The sequence below is a fragment of the Herbaspirillum sp. AP02 genome, from assembly GCF_015767275.1.
Taxonomy (GTDB): Bacteria; Pseudomonadota; Gammaproteobacteria; order Burkholderiales; family Burkholderiaceae_D; genus Herbaspirillum.
This window is the reverse complement of sequence record NZ_JADWMY010000017.1, coordinates 16,292-34,654: the sequence shown is the minus strand read 5'-3', so window position 1 is coordinate 34,654 and position 18,363 is coordinate 16,292. Positions and strand designations below refer to the sequence as shown.

21 protein-coding genes and 1 tRNA gene are annotated in these 18,363 nt (G+C 63.6%); 13 read left to right on the top strand and 9 right to left on the bottom strand.

The features are described 5' to 3' along the window. Positions 1 to 191: 191 nt before the first annotated feature. Positions 192 to 1,034 carry a hypothetical protein gene (locus I5R65_RS23325; RefSeq protein ID WP_180671143.1) on the bottom strand — a complete coding sequence of 281 codons (843 nt, stop codon included), beginning with the start codon at positions 1,032 to 1,034 and terminating at the stop codon, positions 192 to 194. A gap of 309 nt (positions 1,035 to 1,343) precedes the next feature. Continuing rightward, positions 1,344 to 1,420: transfer RNA gene (locus I5R65_RS23320), tRNA-Met, on the bottom strand. A gap of 200 nt (positions 1,421 to 1,620) precedes the next feature. On the opposite strand from I5R65_RS23320, the gene I5R65_RS23315 reads away from it, so the two are divergent. The 4 genes from I5R65_RS23315 (at position 1,621) to I5R65_RS23300 (ending at position 4,997) form a co-directional block, all read left to right on the top strand. Next, positions 1,621 to 2,187 carry an NUDIX hydrolase gene (locus I5R65_RS23315; RefSeq protein ID WP_180671142.1) on the top strand — a complete coding sequence of 189 codons (567 nt, stop codon included), beginning with the start codon at positions 1,621 to 1,623 and terminating at the stop codon, positions 2,185 to 2,187. Between the two features lie 17 nt (positions 2,188 to 2,204). Next, on the top strand, positions 2,205 to 2,948 hold the full coding sequence (gene aat, locus I5R65_RS23310) for a leucyl/phenylalanyl-tRNA--protein transferase (protein WP_180671141.1): 744 nt from the start codon (positions 2,205 to 2,207) through the stop codon (positions 2,946 to 2,948). A gap of 117 nt (positions 2,949 to 3,065) precedes the next feature. Continuing rightward, complete coding sequence (locus tag I5R65_RS23305; RefSeq protein WP_180671140.1) at positions 3,066 to 3,794, top strand: arginyltransferase; 729 nt, start codon at positions 3,066 to 3,068, stop codon at positions 3,792 to 3,794. A gap of 138 nt (positions 3,795 to 3,932) precedes the next feature. Continuing rightward, entirely contained in the window at positions 3,933 to 4,997 is a 1,065-nt protein-coding gene (locus I5R65_RS23300) for a quinone-dependent dihydroorotate dehydrogenase (RefSeq protein ID WP_180671139.1), read from the top strand. Positions 4,998 to 5,128: 131 nt separating this feature from the next. Here the strand turns inward: I5R65_RS23300 and I5R65_RS23295 are convergent, their stop codons facing one another. Further along, entirely contained in the window at positions 5,129 to 5,272 is a 144-nt protein-coding gene (locus tag I5R65_RS23295; protein ID WP_180671138.1) for a hypothetical protein, read from the bottom strand. A 209-nt stretch (positions 5,273 to 5,481) separates the two neighbouring features. Between I5R65_RS23295 and I5R65_RS23290 the strand changes: the two genes are divergently transcribed. From I5R65_RS23290 to I5R65_RS24400, 3 genes are all read left to right on the top strand, one after another. Further along, positions 5,482 to 6,081: a gamma-glutamylcyclotransferase gene (locus tag I5R65_RS23290; RefSeq protein ID WP_180671137.1), complete on the top strand. Its 600-nt coding sequence runs from the start codon at positions 5,482 to 5,484 to the stop codon at positions 6,079 to 6,081. Between the two features lie 39 nt (positions 6,082 to 6,120). After that, positions 6,121 to 6,540 (top strand): NAD-GH domain containing protein, encoded by a 420-nt coding sequence (locus I5R65_RS23285; RefSeq protein WP_180671136.1) that lies wholly within the window; start codon positions 6,121 to 6,123, stop codon positions 6,538 to 6,540. Between the two features lie 679 nt (positions 6,541 to 7,219). After that, positions 7,220 to 7,351 carry a hypothetical protein gene (locus I5R65_RS24400; RefSeq protein WP_006464152.1) on the top strand — a complete coding sequence of 44 codons (132 nt, stop codon included), beginning with the start codon at positions 7,220 to 7,222 and terminating at the stop codon, positions 7,349 to 7,351. Positions 7,352 to 7,481: 130 nt separating this feature from the next. Here the strand turns inward: I5R65_RS24400 and I5R65_RS23280 are convergent, their stop codons facing one another. Both I5R65_RS23280 and I5R65_RS23275 read right to left on the bottom strand, forming a co-directional pair. After that, a complete protein-coding gene (locus tag I5R65_RS23280) occupies positions 7,482 to 8,330 on the bottom strand; it encodes an alpha/beta hydrolase (RefSeq protein WP_180671135.1) in 849 nt (282 codons plus the stop codon). Beyond that, positions 8,327 to 9,748 (bottom strand): DUF308 domain-containing protein, encoded by a 1,422-nt coding sequence (locus I5R65_RS23275; RefSeq protein ID WP_196872331.1) that lies wholly within the window; start codon positions 9,746 to 9,748, stop codon positions 8,327 to 8,329. Before I5R65_RS23275 ends, I5R65_RS23280 begins: the two co-directional genes overlap by 4 nt. Positions 9,749 to 9,906: 158 nt before the next feature. Here I5R65_RS23275 and I5R65_RS23270 point away from each other — a divergent pair, with 158 nt between their 5' ends. Then, positions 9,907 to 10,674: a YdcF family protein gene (locus I5R65_RS23270; RefSeq protein WP_180671134.1), complete on the top strand. Its 768-nt coding sequence runs from the start codon at positions 9,907 to 9,909 to the stop codon at positions 10,672 to 10,674. A gap of 226 nt (positions 10,675 to 10,900) precedes the next feature. Next, positions 10,901 to 12,739 carry a methyl-accepting chemotaxis protein gene (locus tag I5R65_RS23265; RefSeq protein ID WP_180671133.1) on the top strand — a complete coding sequence of 613 codons (1,839 nt, stop codon included), beginning with the start codon at positions 10,901 to 10,903 and terminating at the stop codon, positions 12,737 to 12,739. A gap of 65 nt (positions 12,740 to 12,804) precedes the next feature. Here the strand turns inward: I5R65_RS23265 and I5R65_RS23260 are convergent, their stop codons facing one another. From I5R65_RS23260 to I5R65_RS23245, 4 genes are all read right to left on the bottom strand, one after another. Then, positions 12,805 to 13,692: an HD-GYP domain-containing protein gene (locus I5R65_RS23260; RefSeq protein WP_180671132.1), complete on the bottom strand. Its 888-nt coding sequence runs from the start codon at positions 13,690 to 13,692 to the stop codon at positions 12,805 to 12,807. A 62-nt stretch (positions 13,693 to 13,754) separates the two neighbouring features. Further along, positions 13,755 to 14,396 (bottom strand): DUF1109 domain-containing protein, encoded by a 642-nt coding sequence (locus I5R65_RS23255; protein ID WP_180671131.1) that lies wholly within the window; start codon positions 14,394 to 14,396, stop codon positions 13,755 to 13,757. Next, entirely contained in the window at positions 14,393 to 15,040 is a 648-nt protein-coding gene (locus I5R65_RS23250; RefSeq protein WP_180671130.1) for a sigma-70 family RNA polymerase sigma factor, read from the bottom strand. The genes I5R65_RS23255 and I5R65_RS23250 overlap by 4 nt, the downstream gene beginning before the upstream one ends. A gap of 15 nt (positions 15,041 to 15,055) precedes the next feature. Next, a complete protein-coding gene (locus I5R65_RS23245; RefSeq protein ID WP_231395302.1) occupies positions 15,056 to 15,721 on the bottom strand; it encodes a DUF1109 domain-containing protein in 666 nt (221 codons plus the stop codon). 244 nt (positions 15,722 to 15,965) lie between these two features. Here I5R65_RS23245 and I5R65_RS23240 point away from each other — a divergent pair, with 244 nt between their 5' ends. From I5R65_RS23240 to I5R65_RS23225, 4 genes are read left to right on the top strand one after another with little or no spacing between them, the layout of a single operon-like run. Beyond that, complete coding sequence (locus tag I5R65_RS23240) at positions 15,966 to 16,244, top strand: DUF2282 domain-containing protein (protein ID WP_006465594.1); 279 nt, start codon at positions 15,966 to 15,968, stop codon at positions 16,242 to 16,244. 11 nt (positions 16,245 to 16,255) lie between these two features. Continuing rightward, positions 16,256 to 17,107, top strand: coding sequence for a DUF692 domain-containing protein (locus I5R65_RS23235; RefSeq protein WP_180671129.1), 852 nt, complete (start codon positions 16,256 to 16,258; stop codon positions 17,105 to 17,107). Continuing rightward, the gene (locus I5R65_RS23230) at positions 17,104 to 17,874 is read left to right on the top strand and encodes a DNA-binding domain-containing protein (protein WP_180671128.1); all 771 of its coding nucleotides are present in this window, start codon (positions 17,104 to 17,106) and stop codon (positions 17,872 to 17,874) included. Before I5R65_RS23235 ends, I5R65_RS23230 begins: the two co-directional genes overlap by 4 nt. Positions 17,875 to 17,885: 11 nt before the next feature. After that, a complete protein-coding gene (locus I5R65_RS23225; RefSeq protein ID WP_180671127.1) occupies positions 17,886 to 18,362 on the top strand; it encodes a DoxX family protein in 477 nt (158 codons plus the stop codon). The last annotated feature ends 1 nt before the right edge of the window (position 18,363 follow it).

The window sequence follows — 18,363 nt, the reverse complement described above, 5'->3', positions numbered from 1 at the left end:
CTGATCTGCCAGAAATCCATGTCTGTACATTAAATGGGAATCACCGGATTGAATGCAGTGTGTCCCTCAGCCACGGCACTCCCCCATTGCTGTGCTGATTGTTGGTTCTGGCATTGAGCCCCCAAGTGAAAAAGCCCGCACTGGGCGGGCTAAAAAAAAAGCCACATGCCGCAGCTTGTTTATGAATTACATCACGGTTTTTTCCACACGTACATGTATGCGTAATTCGCCTTCACCAACGTTCCCTTTTTATCTCCCAGGGTGCGGCTCAACAACTGCCAAACGGGGATCGTGCGCTCCGGAATGTCCTCAACGACCATATACCCACCGGACTTGAGTGCTTTAGTAGCAAAGTGGAAAGTATTGATATTCGCCTCTGTAGAGTGGAGCCCGTCGTCAATTACCAGATCGAGCGCTGGGCGCCCGAAATTGCTCCACATTGCTTCAAAGCTGCTCGCATCGGTCTGGTCCACGCGTGAAGTTTGGATCCGGTCTTCTGAAAAGAGGATCTTATCGTCGAGGTCTGCGCCGTACACGAAAGCGTTCGGCAGGTAGTCCCTGAAAGCACGAACAGATGCTCCCGGCTTTCCCGCGGCCGTCATCGATGAAATGAAATCCGGATCGTTGGTCCCGAGACCAACCTCAAGGATCGATAAAGCTGCGTCTTCACCCATTTCGTGCAACAGGCGAGCATAGACTTTCGTATAGTCATGGTTGTATTTATCAGATCCGTATTGATCCAGCAGGACGCCAAGCTTGCTATCGTCGACTCCCTGTCCAAACTCTGGAGCACCCACCGGCTCTTGATCAGTCTCTGCCAAAATGGTCGACGAAAGCGTCAACATTTGCGAAGGGAATCCATTGGCAGCGCTGTAGGTCAGATCCGGGTAAGACCAATAATTCCACGACGAGGGATAAAAAACAGAGAAAGCCTTATCAAGAAACTCCCTCTGCTTGCCACCTGGAGTCTCCACTACCCGCCTCTTGTCTATGAAATAACCTACTCGCGCTTTGATTGATGCTATTGGATCCATACCCACCTTTCTTTGTAAATTTTTGTGAGTATATGGCAATTTTTTTAGTCAGAGAAAATTTCTCAAATTGGCAACTCCCACGGCTGGCTCACGCAATCGCCTCTGAATTACACTTTCCTCCAGCAACAGGATTTTTCTCTGTGAACTTTCCTTGTCAGACGGTGCTGACCTGAGACGAATTTTGTAGCCACCGGATAAGTGAGTTTTTTATGCTTTGATCCGATGCATAAGGTGGCTCACTTGGTGAGCACACCGCCCGAAAAGCAAAAAACCGCTATCGGCTTTCGCTGATAACGGCTTTCTGGTATTTGGTTGCGGGGGCAGGATTTGAACCTACGACCTTCGGGTTATGAGCCCGACGAGCTGCCAGACTGCTCCACCCCGCGTCTGAAGAAAACAATTATAGGGCAGGTGAAATGGGAATGCAAACATTTTCTGCAATCTTTTTAGAGTGATACACTCCTAACCGCATTGGCACTCCTCCCGCAGCAGTTCCAGTAGGCCGCCCGGGGCGGGGCCGATGCCACGGGATGCCGCTGCCGGCGCTATACATACCTATATATACAGACACCAGAACCGAGCCTCTATGAAATTCTGTTCCGAATGCGGTCAGACAGTATCCCAGCAGATTCCTCCCGATGACACGCGCCTGCGCTATGTCTGCGGCAATTGCGGGGCGATCCATTATCAGAATCCCAAGATGGTCGTCGGCTCGATCCCGGTCTGGGAACAAGATGGCGAAGTCCGGGTGCTGCTGTGCAAGCGCGCCATCGAACCACGCCTGGGTTACTGGACACTGCCGGCGGGTTTCATGGAAAACGATGAGACCACCGAAGACGCCGCGTGCCGGGAGACCGAAGAGGAAGCTGGCGCCAATATCCAGCTGCATGAACTGTTCTCCCTGGTGAACGTGCCGCATGTGCACCAGGTACACCTGTTCTATCGCGCTACCCTGCTGGACCTGGATTATCAGGCCGGTGTCGAAAGCCTGGAAGTCGACCTCTATACAGAAGAGCAGATTCCCTGGCAGGACATCGCCTTCCCGACGGTGGAGTTCACCCTGCGCGCATTCTTTGCCGACCTGAAGAAGCTGCGCAGCGGTGAAGGCAGCTTCACGCTGCACACCGAAGACATCCGCCGCCGCATGATCTGATCCGCAGGAGCAAGCGGATGATCGCCTGGCTGGATCCGGATACCCCCTTCCCCGATGTCTCGCGCGCCCTGGCCGATCCGCCGGGCCTGCTGGCAGCGGGCGCCGACCTGTCGCCGCAACGGCTGCTGGAAGCCTATCGCCACGGCATCTTCCCCTGGTTCTCGGAGGGCCAGCCCATCCTCTGGTGGAGTACCGACCCGCGCATGGTGTTATATAGCGATCGCTTCGTGGTCTCTGACAGCCTCAAGAAGACCCTGCGCCGCATCGAACGCAGCCGGCACGGCGACGGACTGTGGCAGGTCAGCTTCGACACGGCCTTTGAACAAGTCATGCAGGGTTGCGCGGGACCGCGACGACATGAGCAGGGAACCTGGATTTCGCCGGAGATCATGCAGGGTTACACCGGCCTGCACCGCGCCGGCTACGCCCACTCTTCCGAAGTCTGGCTCAATGGTGAACTGGTCGGCGGGGCCTATGGCGTATCCATCGGACGGATGTTCTATGGTGAATCGATGTTCGCCCGGGTCAGCGATGCCTCCAAGGTAGCGCTGGCGCATCTGGTGTTCTTCCTGCGCAGCCACGGCGTGGACATGATCGACTGCCAGCAGGAAACTTCACATCTGGCCTCTCTGGGCGCACGCCCGATCGCCCGCAGCGACTTCCTGCATCACCTGCAGGCTGCCATCCAGTGGCCGCAGATTCGCGGTTGGGCGCCGCTGAACCTGCTGGAGAGCGGCATCCCCGCTGCGCGACGCGATTGAACCGGTCACAGCTGTTCACTGTAGCCGGCAAAATAGTGTAAATTGGAACCTGACTCCACGGACCGGCCGGCTGCCGCCACTCCGCCGCCGCCTCCCGCAAGACAGGACAGGACGCACATGACGCATCTCAAAGACTTGCCGTTCTCCACGTTGCAGTTCTATGCAACCGCGCCCTATCCATGCAGCTATCTCGATGACCAGCAGGCCCGCTCGCAAGTGGCTACGCCGTCGCACCTGATCAATGCGGATGTCTATTCCGAGCTGGTCAAGACAGGTTTCCGCCGCAGTGGCATCTTCACCTATCGTCCTTATTGCGACGGCTGCACCGCCTGCACGCCGGTGCGCATCCGGGTGGCCGATTTCCAGCGCAACCGCACGCAACGCCGCGCCTGGCAGCGCAATCGCGGCTTGCAGACGCTGGTCACCAACCTGACCTATGCCCACGAGCACTACGAACTCTACCTGCGCTACCAGTGCGCCCGTCATGCCGGCGGCGGCATGGACCAGGACAGCCGCGACCAGTATGCGCAGTTCCTGCTGCAGAGCAAGGTCAATACCCGCCTGGTCGAGTTCCGGGAAGCCGATGGCACCTTGCGCATGGTCAGCATCATCGACGTGCTCAATGATGGACTGTCATCGGTCTACACTTTCTTCGATCCGGATATGCCCTCCGCTTCATTCGGCACCTACAACATCCTGTGGCAGATCGAACAGGCGCGCCAACTGGACATGCCCTATGTCTACCTGGGCTACTGGATCAAGGAAAGCCCGAAGATGGCCTACAAGACCAACTACCAGCCGCTGGAGGCGCTGCAGGACGGGCAATGGCAGCCACTGGAAGGCTGACCCCGGTGTGGCGCAAAGTCCGCAAACAGGTGCTTGCGGCGGCAAAATCGCGCATGAAGAGCGCCTGATTACGGGAATTGACGGGCCGGCGCGTTAAAATAGCGGCACTTTTTCATCGCCATCCGCCCTCTTCCCATCGTGTCCGACAAATTCCTCTACGCGCTCACGCGTCCGCTGCTCTTTTCCCTGGAACCCGAAACCGCGCACCACCTGGTGCTGCCGGCGCTGCGCTGTGCTGCGCATTACAGCCTGACCGACTTCATCACCCGCCGACCGGCCGCCGACCCACGTACCGTAATGGGCATCACCTTCCCCAACCCGGTGGGCATGGCAGCCGGGCTGGACAAGGACGGTGCCTATATTGACGGCCTGGCGGCACTGGGCTTCGGCTTCATCGAAGTGGGCACGGTCACGCCGCGCGCGCAGCCGGGCAATCCGCTGCCGCGCATGTTCCGCCTGCCGGATGCCAACGCGGTGATCAACCGCATGGGATTCAACAATGGCGGCGTGGATGCCTTCGTGAGCAATGTGCAAGCCTCGCGTTTCTACCAGGAGGGCCAGGGCGTGCTGGGCCTGAACATCGGCAAGAACGCCGACACCCCCATCGAGCGTGCTGCGGAAGATTACGTGCATTGCCTGGAAAAGGTCTATCCCTATGCCAGCTACGTGACCGTCAACATCTCTTCGCCCAATACCAAGAACCTGCGCCAGTTGCAGGGTGCCTCGGAGCTGGATGCCTTGCTGTCGCAACTGAAATCGGCCCAGCGTCGCCTGGCCGACCGCCACGGGCGCTATGTGCCGGTAGCCCTGAAGATCGCACCGGACATGGACATGGAACAGGTCAAGAACGTCGCCGATGCACTGCTGCGCCACCAGATCGATGGCGTCATCGCCACCAATACCACCATCACCCGCGACGCCGTACAGGGCATGCCGCATGGTGAGGAAGCCGGCGGCCTGTCGGGCAAACCGGTGCTGGAACTGTCGAACCAGGTGATCCGTGGCCTCAAGGCCGAAGTGGGCGATGCCCTGCCCATCATCGGCGTGGGCGGCATCTTCAGTGGCGCCGATGCGCGCGCCAAGATCGAGGCTGGTGCCTCGCTGGTCCAGCTCTACACCGGCCTGATCTACCAGGGACCGGCACTGGTACGCGAATGCGTCGAGGCTCTGCGTACGCCAAAGGCTGCATCAGCCCACCACTGATACCACTGATACCACCGATACCTCGGTGACCGGTCCTTACCGGCTGCCGAAACAAAAACAGCAGGCTCAGGCCTGCTGTTTTTGTTTGTGCGCGCCGAGCGGGCGCGACCGGCAATGTGTCTGTTGCCGCCTTATTGCTTGGAAGACTCCTTCTTCAGATTGAAGATCCGACGCGAATTGGCATCGGATTCGGACTTCTTTTCGAAATCGGTCTTTTCGCAACCGGCCAGCACTACACCGACGACCAGCGTCAGCAGCATGACAACGACACGCATGATGTTCCCCTGAAGATTCGGATGCACCCTGGCGGCGCACACATGCCGGGCCGGGCGCAAAGCGGCGCGAGCCCCCGCCCGCTGCCAATAGGCGCCATTTTATGCGCAAAAGGAGGCAGCGCGACAGATCCCAGAGGAAAGATTTCGCCCGCATTCGCCTCTATAATGGCAAGCTTCGGCCGCCAGGCGCGGCACCGCAATCCGCTCCCATGTCCGTCAATACCATCGCCCTCAACCGTCAGATGAGCCACTTCGATGACCACGCCAGTGTCTGGCTGTTCGGTTACGGCTCCATCATCTTCAAGGCCGACTTTCCCTACCTGGAACGGCGTCCGGCCTACATCAGGGGCTGGGCGCGCCGCTTCTGGCAGGGCTCGCACGATCACCGCGGCACACCCGAGGCACCGGGACGCGTGGTCACGCTCATCGCGCAGGAGGGCGCTGTCTGTGCCGGCATGGCCTACCTGATCACGCCGGAAGTCTTCGCCCATCTGGATCACCGCGAAAAAAACGGCTACCTGCGACTGGCCACGCCGATGTTCTTCGACGACGGGCAGCAGACCGAGGGACTGATCTACATCGCCGCCGAAGACAACCAGGCCTTTGCCGGCCCGGCCAGCGAATCCGATATCGCACGCCAGATTGCCCGTGCCGTCGGGCCGAGCGGCCGCAACAGCGAGTACCTGCTGAAACTGGCCCAGGCACTGCGCGAGCTGGGCGCCGACGATGCTCACGTCTTCGCCATCGAACACCACCTGCTGCAACTGGACCCGCAGGCCGCCATGCTATCGTCTGCCCGGTGCGCCTGAACCAAACGCCAATAACGACCCTATATGAGGAAGAGGAATATGATCAAAGCCCTTGCTGCTAGCCTTACCATCGCACTTGCCCTGGCGGCCTGCGCATCGCCGGTGGAACGTACCGCCTCCGGCGACATCCCGGCTTCGCGCGTCTACATCAAGAGCATGACCCAGCAGGCCGCCGGCCTGTCGCAGATCGAATTCAGCCGGGTCGCCGGACTGCTCAACAACGAGATGCTGGAGTTGTCGATCAACGACGTGGTCCTGGCCCAGATCACCGGCGGCGAACATCTGTCGATCTGGCTCAAGCCGGGCAGCTACGACTTCAGCATCAAGCGGGTCCATACCCTGACCACGGCCGGTCCCAATCCGCAGGACCGGCTGACGGTCCAGGTCGCGCAAGGCGGCGCCTACAAGGTCCAGATCACGACCGAACTGCGCGGTCTGAATATCCAGCTGCTCAAGTAAGAAGCACCCAGACGGGCGCCAGGCCTTGGCCTGCGCCGGCCTCTTCATTGAAGCCCCTGTCGTACGGAAGACACACCGTGCGCCAGGGGCTTTTTCCATGGGAAGCCAATAAAAATACTAAGCCATTGATTTAAAAAGAAAAATTAACAGAAACCTGCCCCAGGTTGCGCAAAGGGGGTAAGTTATTCACAAAAGAGATAACTGGTATTGGGATTCAAAAGTGGAAGGGACTCGGCGAAGCGCATATATTGCAATGCAACAGATCAATTTTTCCTCACGGAGCTCACCATGAACATCGTCGCCGACATCCTCCCGTACACCCTGCTCATCGGCGCCATGGTCGCGCGCTACCTGATTTCGGTCAAGTAAGCAGCGCTCCTGGCCGGATTGACGTCAGCTCCCTTGCGGGGCTGGCGCTCACGTAAGCAGCAGTCTGAAAAGCGGTGATTGTCGCGTTGCAACGCTGACAAGCCGCTTTTTCTTTTTGCCTTCGCCTTGTGCATTCACGCCCTTTTTTGGGGTGAATCCGCACCATTATCATCATTGCTGATATCTTCCGCCCCCTCGAAAATGGTTTCCCCGGGACTTTCCAACAGCCGACGCGGTCCCGTCGGCTCACTTGCAAAGTGCTCGCAGCCCATTACACTCGCAAGCTTTGCCAACGGAACGAAAGTGAAGCATGAAGCGTCTCGCCTCCCTCCTAGCCGCCTCCTCCCTGCTGCTGGCCGTGCAAGGCTGCGCCTGCGCGCCAGGTTTCGTCGGGTTCGATAGTCGCTGCCAGTTCAGCAACGTTCCCAGCGGCCAGCCCTGAGCGAAAAAAAGCGTCGCGCCGACGCCTCATCGGGCTGGCTGCGACGCTTTACAGACGTAATTCCAGGTTAATTCTCCTGCCTCGGACAGCCTGCCCCTACTCGCTTCAGGCAGCGCATCCGCCGCGATACTCAGTCGGCTGCCGGCAACTGCGCCAACCAGACACGCAAATCGTGCATGACCTGCTCACGCAGCCCCACCTCCTCGTTGAAAATCTCGTGATAGGCGGCGCCATACCAGTGCAGGGTCTTCCGCACCCCCGGCAAGGCCTCGAAAAAGGCGCGGCTGCCACGCGGAGCGACGAAGGCATCATCGCCCGCCACCTGCAACAGCACCGGCCGGGTGAACTGGGCCGCATCACGGGCCACCTGGTGCATCGCATCCAGCATGAAATTGAGCATGCGCGGGGCGATCTTGCCGTGGTTGAGCGGGTCCCGGCGGTAGGCCAGGACCTGGTGCGGATCGTGCGAAATGCGGCTGGCCGGCAAGGCCGTGGGCAACGCCAGGCCAGGGGCGATGGCCGAAGAGACCTGCAGCAGCAGCCTTTGCCAGCCGCTCAGGTCCAATGCCAGCGCCGGGGACGACAGCGCCAGCGCGCGCACCGGGCTATAGCCACCGGTGGCGAAGCGCGCCGCCACCAGTCCCCCCATGCTGTGGCCGAACAGCAGCGGCGTGCACTGGGTGCGGCGGCTGAAATCATCGAAGCTTTGCTTGAGATCGCGCAGCAGGTCGTCCGCCTGGATCAGGCTGCCCTGGCGGCCGCCGGAATTCCCGTGACCGCGATGGTCGCAGATGCGTACCGACATGCCCGCCTCGTTGAACAACTGCGCCAGCGCCGCATAGCGCCCGCCATGTTCGCCCAGCCCATGCACCATCTGCACGGCCGCCGTGGCGCCCGGTACCAGCCAGTCGCGGCAGAACAGCCGGGTGCCGTCGGCGGCATCGATCCAGTGTTCCTGCACGGGCGCGAGCGCGCTCATGATTGCCCGGAACCGGGGTTTTCGTGCTCGGCGTAGCGACGGCGCGCACGCCAGCCCTGGCGCAGGCGGCGGCTCTGGCGCAGCGCCAGTTGCAGCGACGCAGCCCACGACAGCGGGCGCGGGTGCACCACGGCGCGCAGGGCGCGGGCATAGTCCAGCACCATGCCCGGGGTCCAGGCCATGGTCACGGCGCGCTTGCGGATCTGGCTGGCGACCCATATCTCGGGGGTGAACATCATCCGCACCGCATTGAACCAGTGACGGTCGCGACCGCCCATGACGCCCTCCAGCGCCGCCTCCAGGGCATTGGCCACGGTGCTGGAGCAATTGCGGTGGGTCAGGTTGTAGATTTCGGTGCGGCGGTAGTGCTGCCAGAAGCGATCCAGCGAAGCACGGCGATAGTCGCGGAAGACGATCTTCTCGGTCGATTCGCACCAGGCCGCCGCTTCGCTGGCGTAGTCGGTCAGGTAGCGGCCCTTGACGTCGTTCTCGGCGGTGGCCCGCAACAGGCGCGCGAACTGGTCCGGCGAGCGATCGATCTCTTCGGCCGGATACAGGCTGATGTAGAGATCGGGCTGTATCTCCAGCGCCGCGTGGCCGGTGGAGATGACGCCATTGAGGTCGACCGCGGCGATGTAGCGATCGATCACCGGCTGTCGTCGCGCCGGCCCCTTGGCACTGCCGGTCGGCGTCCAGACGTGCACGGTCAGGGGCGCAGCCACGGTGGCCCGCGTGGCCTCTGTGGCCTCGGAAGAAGCCGGACGCAGGCGCGATTGCAGGTCGGCCGCACCGTCATGCAGCCCGGCGTCGAAGGGCCGGTCGTCGCCGCTGTTGCGCTCCACCAGCACGTCGGCCGAGGCCTGCTGCGGCAGCATGCGGCTGCGCAGGGCCAGCCAGATCATGTTCCAGCCACCGAAGATCAGGCCCAGCGCCAGGCAGTAAGGCACGGTCCCCTTGTAGTGGGTGGGATAGGGCTGGAAGAAGAAGATTGCCAGCACGATCTGCACCAGTCCGCCCAGCATGGCAGTACGCCAGCGCGGGAAACGGACCACCAGTGCCGAGGTGATCTGCAGCGAGCCACCGATGGTGAAGGCGATCCCGAACAGCATGGCCAGCGCCATGTTGCTGGCCTGGTGCTGGGTGATGACCAGGATGGCGATCAGCAGGAACAGGGTCCCCTTGACGTAGCGCAGGGTCTTCTGCGCCCCCATGCCGCTGTTGGCCACCCACAGCGTGACCAGGCTCTCCAGCAACAGCAGGTAGCCGAACAGGGTCAGCGGAAAATTGAGCACGCCGTCCAGGGCATCGATCATCAGCGATACGCCGATGGTGCCCCAGGCCAGGCCGGCCACAGCCAATGCATGCCAATTGCGGCGGATGAAATCCGCTCCCAGCAACAACAAGACGAGTCGTATCACGGCGTTCCCCGGGCGTATGCCCTTTCCTGTAGCGATCCCGCATTTTCAGGGATTACGTGCTGCGAGGCAAATTGTGCATTTTCAGCGACGGCAACACACGTGACGCGGGGCTGCACAATGCCGCACAATGCGCGCTCATCCTGCTTTGCGTGCCGCCCATGTCCTTTTCCGTCCTGCTCTCCGCCGTGGCCAGCAGCCTGCTGCTGCCACCGGTCTCCCCCCTGCTGCTGTGCCTGGCCGGCTGGCTGTGGCGGCGCCGCGCACCGCGCGCCGGCGCGGCGCTGCTGCTGCTGGGGGTGGCCAGCCTGCTGGTGCTCAGCACCCGGATAGGCGCCCTGTGCCTGATCGCCCCGCTGGAAAACCAGTACCCGCCGCTGGCGACGGTGGGGGATGCCCAGGCCATCGTCATCCTCGGTTCGGGCCGGATCGACCAGGCGCCGGAATATGGCGGACTGGACGACGCCACGCCGATCGGCATGAAGCGGCTGCAATACGGCGCCGCCCTGCATCGCCAGAGCGGCCTGCCCATCCTGGTCACCGGGGGCAGTCCGGACGGCTCGCCACAGAGCGAGGCCGAACTGATGGCACGGGTGCTGCAGCGCGATTTCGGCGTGCCCGTGCGCTGGCAGGAGCGCCATGCCGACACCACCGCCGACAACGCCACCCTGTCGGCGGCCATGCTCAAGGCGGATGGTATCGAGCGCGTCATCGTCGTCACCGACAGCATCCACATGCCGCGTGCCATGCGCGCCTTCGCCCGCACCGGGCTGCAGGCCAAGGCTGCAGCCACGCTGTTCCTGGTGCCGGCACGCGCGCGCGTGACCGATTACCTGCCCGGCGCCAGCCACCTGCAGATGGCCAGCTACGCCCTGCGTGAATGGATAGGCCAGGCCTGGTATCGCCTGCGCGCTGCCGTCAGCCCATGAAGTGACCACCCTTCCGCCTCCTGTTCGCGCCTTCGCCCTTGTCATCAAACGGTAAAGTGACAACGTCACCCAGGCTGCCGCGGTTTCGCCGCCCGGGTGAGTTTCAGCGTGTCATTGTTCTTACATCGCTCACACAAAGTGATGCGTCCGGGACCGGCGTCCCGGCGCAATCGCTCCGGCGCAAGGATGCCGGGGAGCCTCCACCAACCAATGGGAGATCTACATCATGGGCCAGTTGTCCTTCAGCAAGAAACTTTGGCTGCCGCTCGTACTGAGCCTCATCGCACTTCTGGCCATTTCCGTCTTCAGCGCCTTCATGGTGCGCCAGGTCCGCCTGGAGGAACGCAAGGCCGACCTGACCAACATCGGCCAGACCGCACTGTCGCTGGTCAAGGGCTACGGCGCCCTGGCCGAGGGCGGCACCATGACCAAGGAAGAAGCGCAAAAGCGCGCCAAGGCGGCCATCAAGAGCCTGCGCTATGGCAGTGATGGCTACTTCTCGATTTCCACCTCGGCCCAGATCATCGTGATGCACCCGATCAAGACCGAACTGGATGGCAAGGACCTGAGCAACTTCAAGGACCCGGCCGGCAACAACCTGTTCGTCGAGATCACCAAGGCCGGCAGCCAGCCCAATGGCGGCTTCGTCCACTATCTGTGGCCCAAGGTCGGGGCAGCCGAACCGGTGGCCAAGACCTCCTTCGTGATCGCCTACCAGCCCTGGGACTGGAACCTGACCACCGGCGCCTACATGGATGACATCAACGCCGCCTTCATGCGCAGCCTGTGGCAGATGGTGATCCTGTTTGCAGTAGTCGCCGCCGCGCTGGTGGCCCTGGTGATCGTGATCAACCGTGGCATCCTGCGCACCATCGGTGGCGATCCGGCCAAGGCGGCCGACGTGGCCAACCGCATCGCCCAGGGCGACCTCACCCCCAACATCGAGACCGCGCCGGGTGACAGCAGCAGCCTGCTGTTTGCGGTGCGCAGCATGCGTGACTCGCTGCTCAATACCATCACCAACATCAAGACCTCGGCCGATACGATTGCCACCGCCTCGCAGGAAATCGCCAGCGGCAACCTGGACCTGTCGGGCCGCACCGAACAGCAAGCCGGCTCGCTGGAAGAAACCGCCTCGGCCATGGAAGAATTGACGGCCACCGTCAAGCAGAATGCCGACAACGCGCGCCAGGCCAACCAGTTGGCCGAATCGGCCTCGGACGTGGCGATCCAGGGTGGCAGCGTGGTCAGCCAGGTGGTGCAGACCATGGAAGGCATCACCGACAGTTCGCGCAAGATCGCCGACATCATCGGCGTGATCGACGGCATCGCCTTCCAGACCAATATCCTGGCCCTGAACGCGGCGGTGGAAGCAGCCCGTGCCGGCGAACAGGGGCGCGGCTTTGCGGTGGTGGCCTCGGAGGTGCGTTCCCTGGCCCAGCGCTCGGCCTCCGCCGCCAAGGAAATCAAGGCATTGATCGATGACTCGGTCTCCAAGGTCGACACCGGCAGCAAGCTGGTCGAACAGGCTGGCGCTACCATGACCGAAGTGGTGGCCAGCGTCCGCCGTGTGACCGATATCGTGGGCGAGATCAGCTCGGCCAGCCAGGAACAGAGCGCCGGCATCGCCGAGGTGGGTCGCGCCATCACCCAGATGGACGAAGGCACCCAGCAGAATGCTGCGCTGGTGGAACAGGCGGCGGCGGCTGCCCAGTCGCTGCAGGATCAGGCTGCGACCCTGGCCGGTCTGGTGGGCGGCTTCCACATCGACGGCAGCCATGCCCGCGCGGCGCAGACAGCGCCGGTCACTCCCAGGGCGCCGGTACGTCCGGCCGCACCGACATCGGCGGCGACACCTCCCAAACCGGCTGCAGCCCGACCAGCAGTGCCCGCCCCCAAGGCTTCGGCGCCCAGGCCGGCCGCGCCTAAGGCGGCTGCACCGAAGGCAGCTGCAGCCAAGCCGGCTACCGCCAAGGCCGAGGCACCCGCGTCCAAGGCGGCAGGCGGCAAGTCGCCTTCGCGCCTGCCGGCCGGTGAAGATGAGGGGGATTGGGAGACCTTCTGAACCCCGGCGCCTGGCGCACGGTGTACGATCAGCCCGCGCCCAGCGCGGGCTTTTTCATATCGGCGTCAGGCGATGGCCGCCAGGTTTTCGCCAACCAGCCGCCCGATCAGTGCGCTGTCAGGCGCCACCGCCAGGGCACGGGCCGTATCCTGCCTGCCGGTGGCGACCAGTCCCTGGTCGTGGGCAGCAATGGTGTATTCACTGTGGCAGGCCGGGCAGTACAAGGTATCGCCCGCCACCGCGTGGCGCGGACGCACCACCACCGGACCGCACGACACGCAGCGCTGCAGGGGGATACCCTCATCGCTATGACCGACGATATGCACCAGCTCGGGATGCTGTTGCAGGCCGATGAACAGCGTCCCCAGGGTCGCGTCGAACTGTCGGCCCAGCTCACCCTGGATGATCTCCATGGCCCGCGCAATGGGCATGCCGCTGCGATAGGGCCGGGTGCTGGTCATGGCATCGAAGGCGTCGCAGATACCCACGATACGGGCCGCCAGCGGAATCTCCTCGCCACGTCGTCCGAAGGGGTAGCCCCGACCGTCCGGCGTTTCATGGTGCAGCAGTACCGCATCCTCGGCCAGCGCCGCCAGGGGATGCCCGGCCAGCATGCGATGACCGATTTCCGGGTGGGTCTTGATGACCGCGTATTCGGCATCGTCCAACTTGGATTTCTTGCCCAGTACCGCATCGGGAATGCCGATCTTGCCCAGGTCATGCAGGAAGGCGCCGATGGTGATGCGCGCCACCTGCGCCCGGTCCAGCCCGGCCGCTTCGGCCAGCAGCCGCGACAGCCGCGCCACCCGCCACAGATGCCCGCCGGTGTAGGGATCGCGCGCCTCCACCGCCCAGGCCAGCAGGAACAGGCTGGTCAGCAGGGGCGCGTCGTCGGCAGCGTGACGTGCCGGGGTCTTGGGAGTGGCGCGTCGCCACAGGTCTGAAAGTCGCATGTTCCTGGTTTCTCCGTTTTTCCGGCTTGCTTTTCAACTTGTTCTTCAGCTTGTTTTCCAACCTACCAGCGCAACAGCCGCGGCCCCAGCAACAGACCGGCAAACGCCGGCACCAATATGCCCAGGAAATACCACACGCCCCAGAAAGGCGCCTCCATCTCAGGGCAATGCAGGCAATACACCATGGTCGCCACCGCCCCCGCCAGCAGCCCGGCCACGGCGCCGGTCAGGCGCAGGCGGGTCGGTGCCATGCCGCGCACAGCCCAGAAGATGCCGATGAACAGCGGCACCGACAGCAGCGCGATATTGAAAGGACAACTACGCCAGGTGCTGCCCATGAGCAATGGCAGACGTTGCGCCGCCGGACTGGCCAGCAGCACCAGCGCGCCACCGGCCCAGATCGCCAGGCTGGGCAAGGCGATGCCAGCCCAGGCGGCGCCCACCCGCAGGCCCGGACGCATCAGGCGCCACAGCACCAGCATGGCTCCCATGGCCAGTGCGCTCGGGAAGGCCAGCTTGATCCAGAACATTGGCACACCCAGCATCACGCCCAGGTCAGGCCGCAGGCCGTAGACCTTCAGCATCAGCAGCAGCGACAACACCGCGCCCAGCGTCAGTGCCTGCACCATCTGCCGCAGCGGCAACCGGCGGTCCACGGGCGCCACCCCGCTGGCCATCATGGAAATGAGTTCATCGGTCTTCATGCTTGCAATTTCTCCCTGATCTTGAGGGCCAGCGCCTTGAGGCCACGGTGGATGCCGACCTTCACAGCCGACTCCGACATCCCCGTCAGTTGCGCCGTCTCGGCCACCGACAGGCCTTCCAGCTTCACATGCAGGATCGGCAGGCGCTGTTTCTCGGGCAATTCCTCCAGCAGCGCACCGACATCGCGCCGGGCCTGGGCCGGCTCATCGTCGCAGGTGGCCAGCAGGTCGTGTTCTTCGTCCAGCGGGTCGTTGAAGGCTTCCCGGCGCGACCGGGCACGCAGGAAATCCATCAGCTTGTAGCGCGCGATGGCATGTACCCAGGCCGTCAGCGGCTGATCGGAGCGATAGGTATGACGGGCGTTGTGCACCGCCAACAGGGTTTCCTGGACCACGTCCTCGACTTCATCCTGCATGTTCTGCAGGCGCTTGCGCAGGAAGGCCCGCAGCCGCCCGCTGAGTTCCGAGAGGAAATCCCGGTAGGCCACGGCATCGCCATCCAGCCCGGCCAGCAGCAAGGCACGCAGACGTTCTTCGGTGGGGTGCGAGGGTTCCTTGCCGGTCAATGGCTGGCCCGGTCGGACGGCCCGGTCATCCGGCAAGGCCGGTGCGGCATGAGCAAACATGAATAGGCTTTCAGTCATGGAAGAGCCGCCAGATCACCAACGAAGCAGCCAGGGACCGGACCAGGCACCGGCCAGCGTCGGCAGCGCCACCCCCAGCACGTACCAGACACCCCAGAACGGCGGTGCCATCTCCACGCAATAAAGTGAATAGACTAGCACGCCCTGTGCGCCCGCCACCAGCCCGGCCACCGCGCCGGCCGCATGCAGCCGGGTGGGTGCCAGGCCGCGCATGAACCACAGCATGGTGGCCAGCGTAGGCAGCGACAGCAAGGCCACGTTGAGGGAACAGACTTCCCAGCTGCTGCCCAGCAAGAGTTCCAGTCGTTGCGAGGACGGTGCCAGCGCCAGCCAGCTACCACCGGCCAGCCACAGCACCAGCGGCGGCAACAGCAATGCGGCCGCTGGTCCCGGGCCGATGCGCACACCTGGCCGCGCCAGCCGTGCCGCCGCCATCTGTCCAGCGACCAGGGCCGCCAGCGGGAAGGACACCTTCATCCAGAACAAGGGCGCCTGCAACAACTGCCGCACATCGCTGCGTACCCCATACAGGACCGCCAGCAGCAACAGCGCCCCCAGCAGTCCCAGCCCCAGCGCCACAGCCATGCGCGCCGTGACATGGCGCAGCATCACAGGTCGGCCGCCAGCGGCCTGTTCCTCCGTGCCGGCGGCCAGCATATTGACCAGTTCCATCGTTTTCATTGCATCCCCTTCTGGCTCGTGCGAGCAGGTACGCGCTCCAGGCGCTCTCCTATGTATTCGTCTGAACCCTGCCCCCGGTTACAGGCCGTGCAAAAAATATTTATCCGAAAAATTTTGCGACGGCTGTAACCGGCGCCCGACTAGCGGCGAATTAACCATCAGATCGGCAGCCACGGCATCCCCCGCCAGCGGACTGCACCGGTCGCTATCACTTTTTTCACTTTCCCATTTCAAGGAGTCCACCATGAACGCACGTATCGTCGCCACCGCCGCCCTGACCCTCGCCACCCTCGCATCCGGCGTGGCCATGGCGCAAGACAAGCAACCGATGAACAAGACCGCCGTCGAGAAGTGCTATGGCGTCTCCATGGCCGGCCAGAACGACTGCAAGGCCGGTGAAGGCACCACCTGCGCCGGCACCGCCAAGATGGACTACCAGGGCAATGCCTGGAAGAACGTGCCGGCCGGTACCTGCACCTCCATCAAGACCCCGCACGGCATGGGTTCGCTCAAGCCGATGTAAGCGAGGCGGTCATGACCACACACACCATCTCGGCCGGACTCGGTCTGAAGCCCCAGCATTTCGATGCGGCGCTGGCCTGCGGGCAGGCAGGCCTGTGGTTCGAAGTCCATCCGGAGAACTACCTGATGGACGGCGGCCCCCGCCTGGCCTGGCTGCAGGCCATCCGCGAACGCCATCCCCTGGCCTTGCATGGTGTGTCCTTGTCGCTGGCCGGTCCCGATGCGCCCGACCCCGATCACCTGCGCCGACTGGCGCAACTGATCGACCGGGTGGAACCGGTGCTGGTCTCGGAGCATCTGGCCTGGTCGCGCATCGCCGGTCACTATCTGCCCGACCTGCTGCCGGTGCCCCGCACCAGCACCACGCTGGCACGCGTGGCGGCCAACATCAACCGCACGCAGGATGCGCTCAAGCGCCGCATCGCCCTGGAGAATCCTTCACATTACCTGCACATGGAACAGCACGCCTGGAGCGAGCCGGAATTCCTGCAGGAACTGGTCCGCCGTACCGGTTGCGCCCTGCTGATCGATGTCAACAACGTCCATGTCAGCGCCTGCAACCTGGGCATCGATGCCCGCGCCTACCTGGACCAACTGCCCGCAGTCGATATCCATGAAATCCACCTCGCCGGCCATAGTGCCGATGCCAGCCTGCCCGGGCTGCTGGTGGACTCGCACGACGCGCCGGTGGCGCCGGTGGTCTGGGCGTTGTACCAGCACCTGATCACGCGCATCGGCCCGCGCCCCACCCTGATCGAACGCGACGGCAATGTGCCGGCCTTCGAGCAGTTGCTGCAAGAGCGCGCCATGGCCGCCGATCTGCTGGCCAGCGTTGCACAGGCAGACCAGGAGCAGGCGGCATGAGCGAGCTCACCATGGACGAGGTCCACTACTACCCGGCCTTCCTGCAAGCCCTCCTGGAGGACCGCTGCGACGACGCCACCGTCGCCGCCCTGCTGCGCCAGCCGGCCTTCGCGGTCTACCGCAATACCGTCTTCAAGGGCTGCGTGGACGCCCTGGCGGCCAACTACCCGGCCGTGCAGCGGCTGGTCGGCAGCGACTGGATGCACGCCGCCGCGTTGGCCTATGCCCGCGACCACCTACCCCGGCAGGCCAGCCTGATCGCCTATGGCGAAGGCTTTGCCGCCTTCCTGGCGGCCCTGCCCGCCGCCGATGGACTGCCCTACCTGCCCGGCGTGGCCATGCTGGACCGCTGCTGGACCGAAGCCCACCTGGCAGCCGACCAGCCCATGGTGGAGAGCACCGCCCTGCAAAGCGCGCTGGTGGCGGGCCAGGACGTGTGCCTGGTGCCGCATGCCGCCACGCGCTGGCACCACGATGCGCAGCATCCGGTCACCACCATCTGGTCGGCCAATCGCACCGACCCCGCGATCGATCCGGGTGATATCGACTGGCACGGCGAAGCCGCACTCTTCACCCGGCCGCAGGCCGAGGTGCAATGGCAGGCAATCAGCCACGGGGCATGCCGCTTCCTGGACGCCTGCCGCGATGGCCAGCCCGTCACCCAGGCTGCCGCGCTGGCCCTGACGCAGGAACCTGATCTGGATGTCGCCGCCCTGCTGGGCCGGCTGCTGCTGGCCGGCGCCTTTACCGCATTCACCTTCAATTGACGGAGAACACCATGCAACATCGCACCGCCCTGCCGGCCACCACGGTCGACCAAGTCCGCCCCACGCTCTGGAACCGCGCCGCAGGACTCGCCCAGGGTCTCATCAGCGACACCCTGCTGGCCCTGGTGGCACGGGTGGCGATCGCGGCGATCTTCTTTCTCTCCGGCCGCACCAAGGTCAGCGGCTGGCTGACCATCAAGGACAGCACCTACGTCCTGTTCCAGGAGGAATACCGGCTGCCGCTGGTGCCGCCCGATCTCGCTGCACACCTGGCTGCCTATGCGGAACACCTGTTCCCGCTGCTGCTGGTGCTGGGCCTGTTCACGCGCGGCGCCGCGCTGGCCCTGCTGGGCATGACGGCGGTCATCGAGATCTTTGTCTATCCGGATGCCTGGCCGACGCACCTGTCCTGGGCTGGCCTGCTCCTGCTGCTGGTGGCACGCGGTGGCGGCACCTGGTCGCTGGACCATCGCCTCGGTCTGCGTTGAA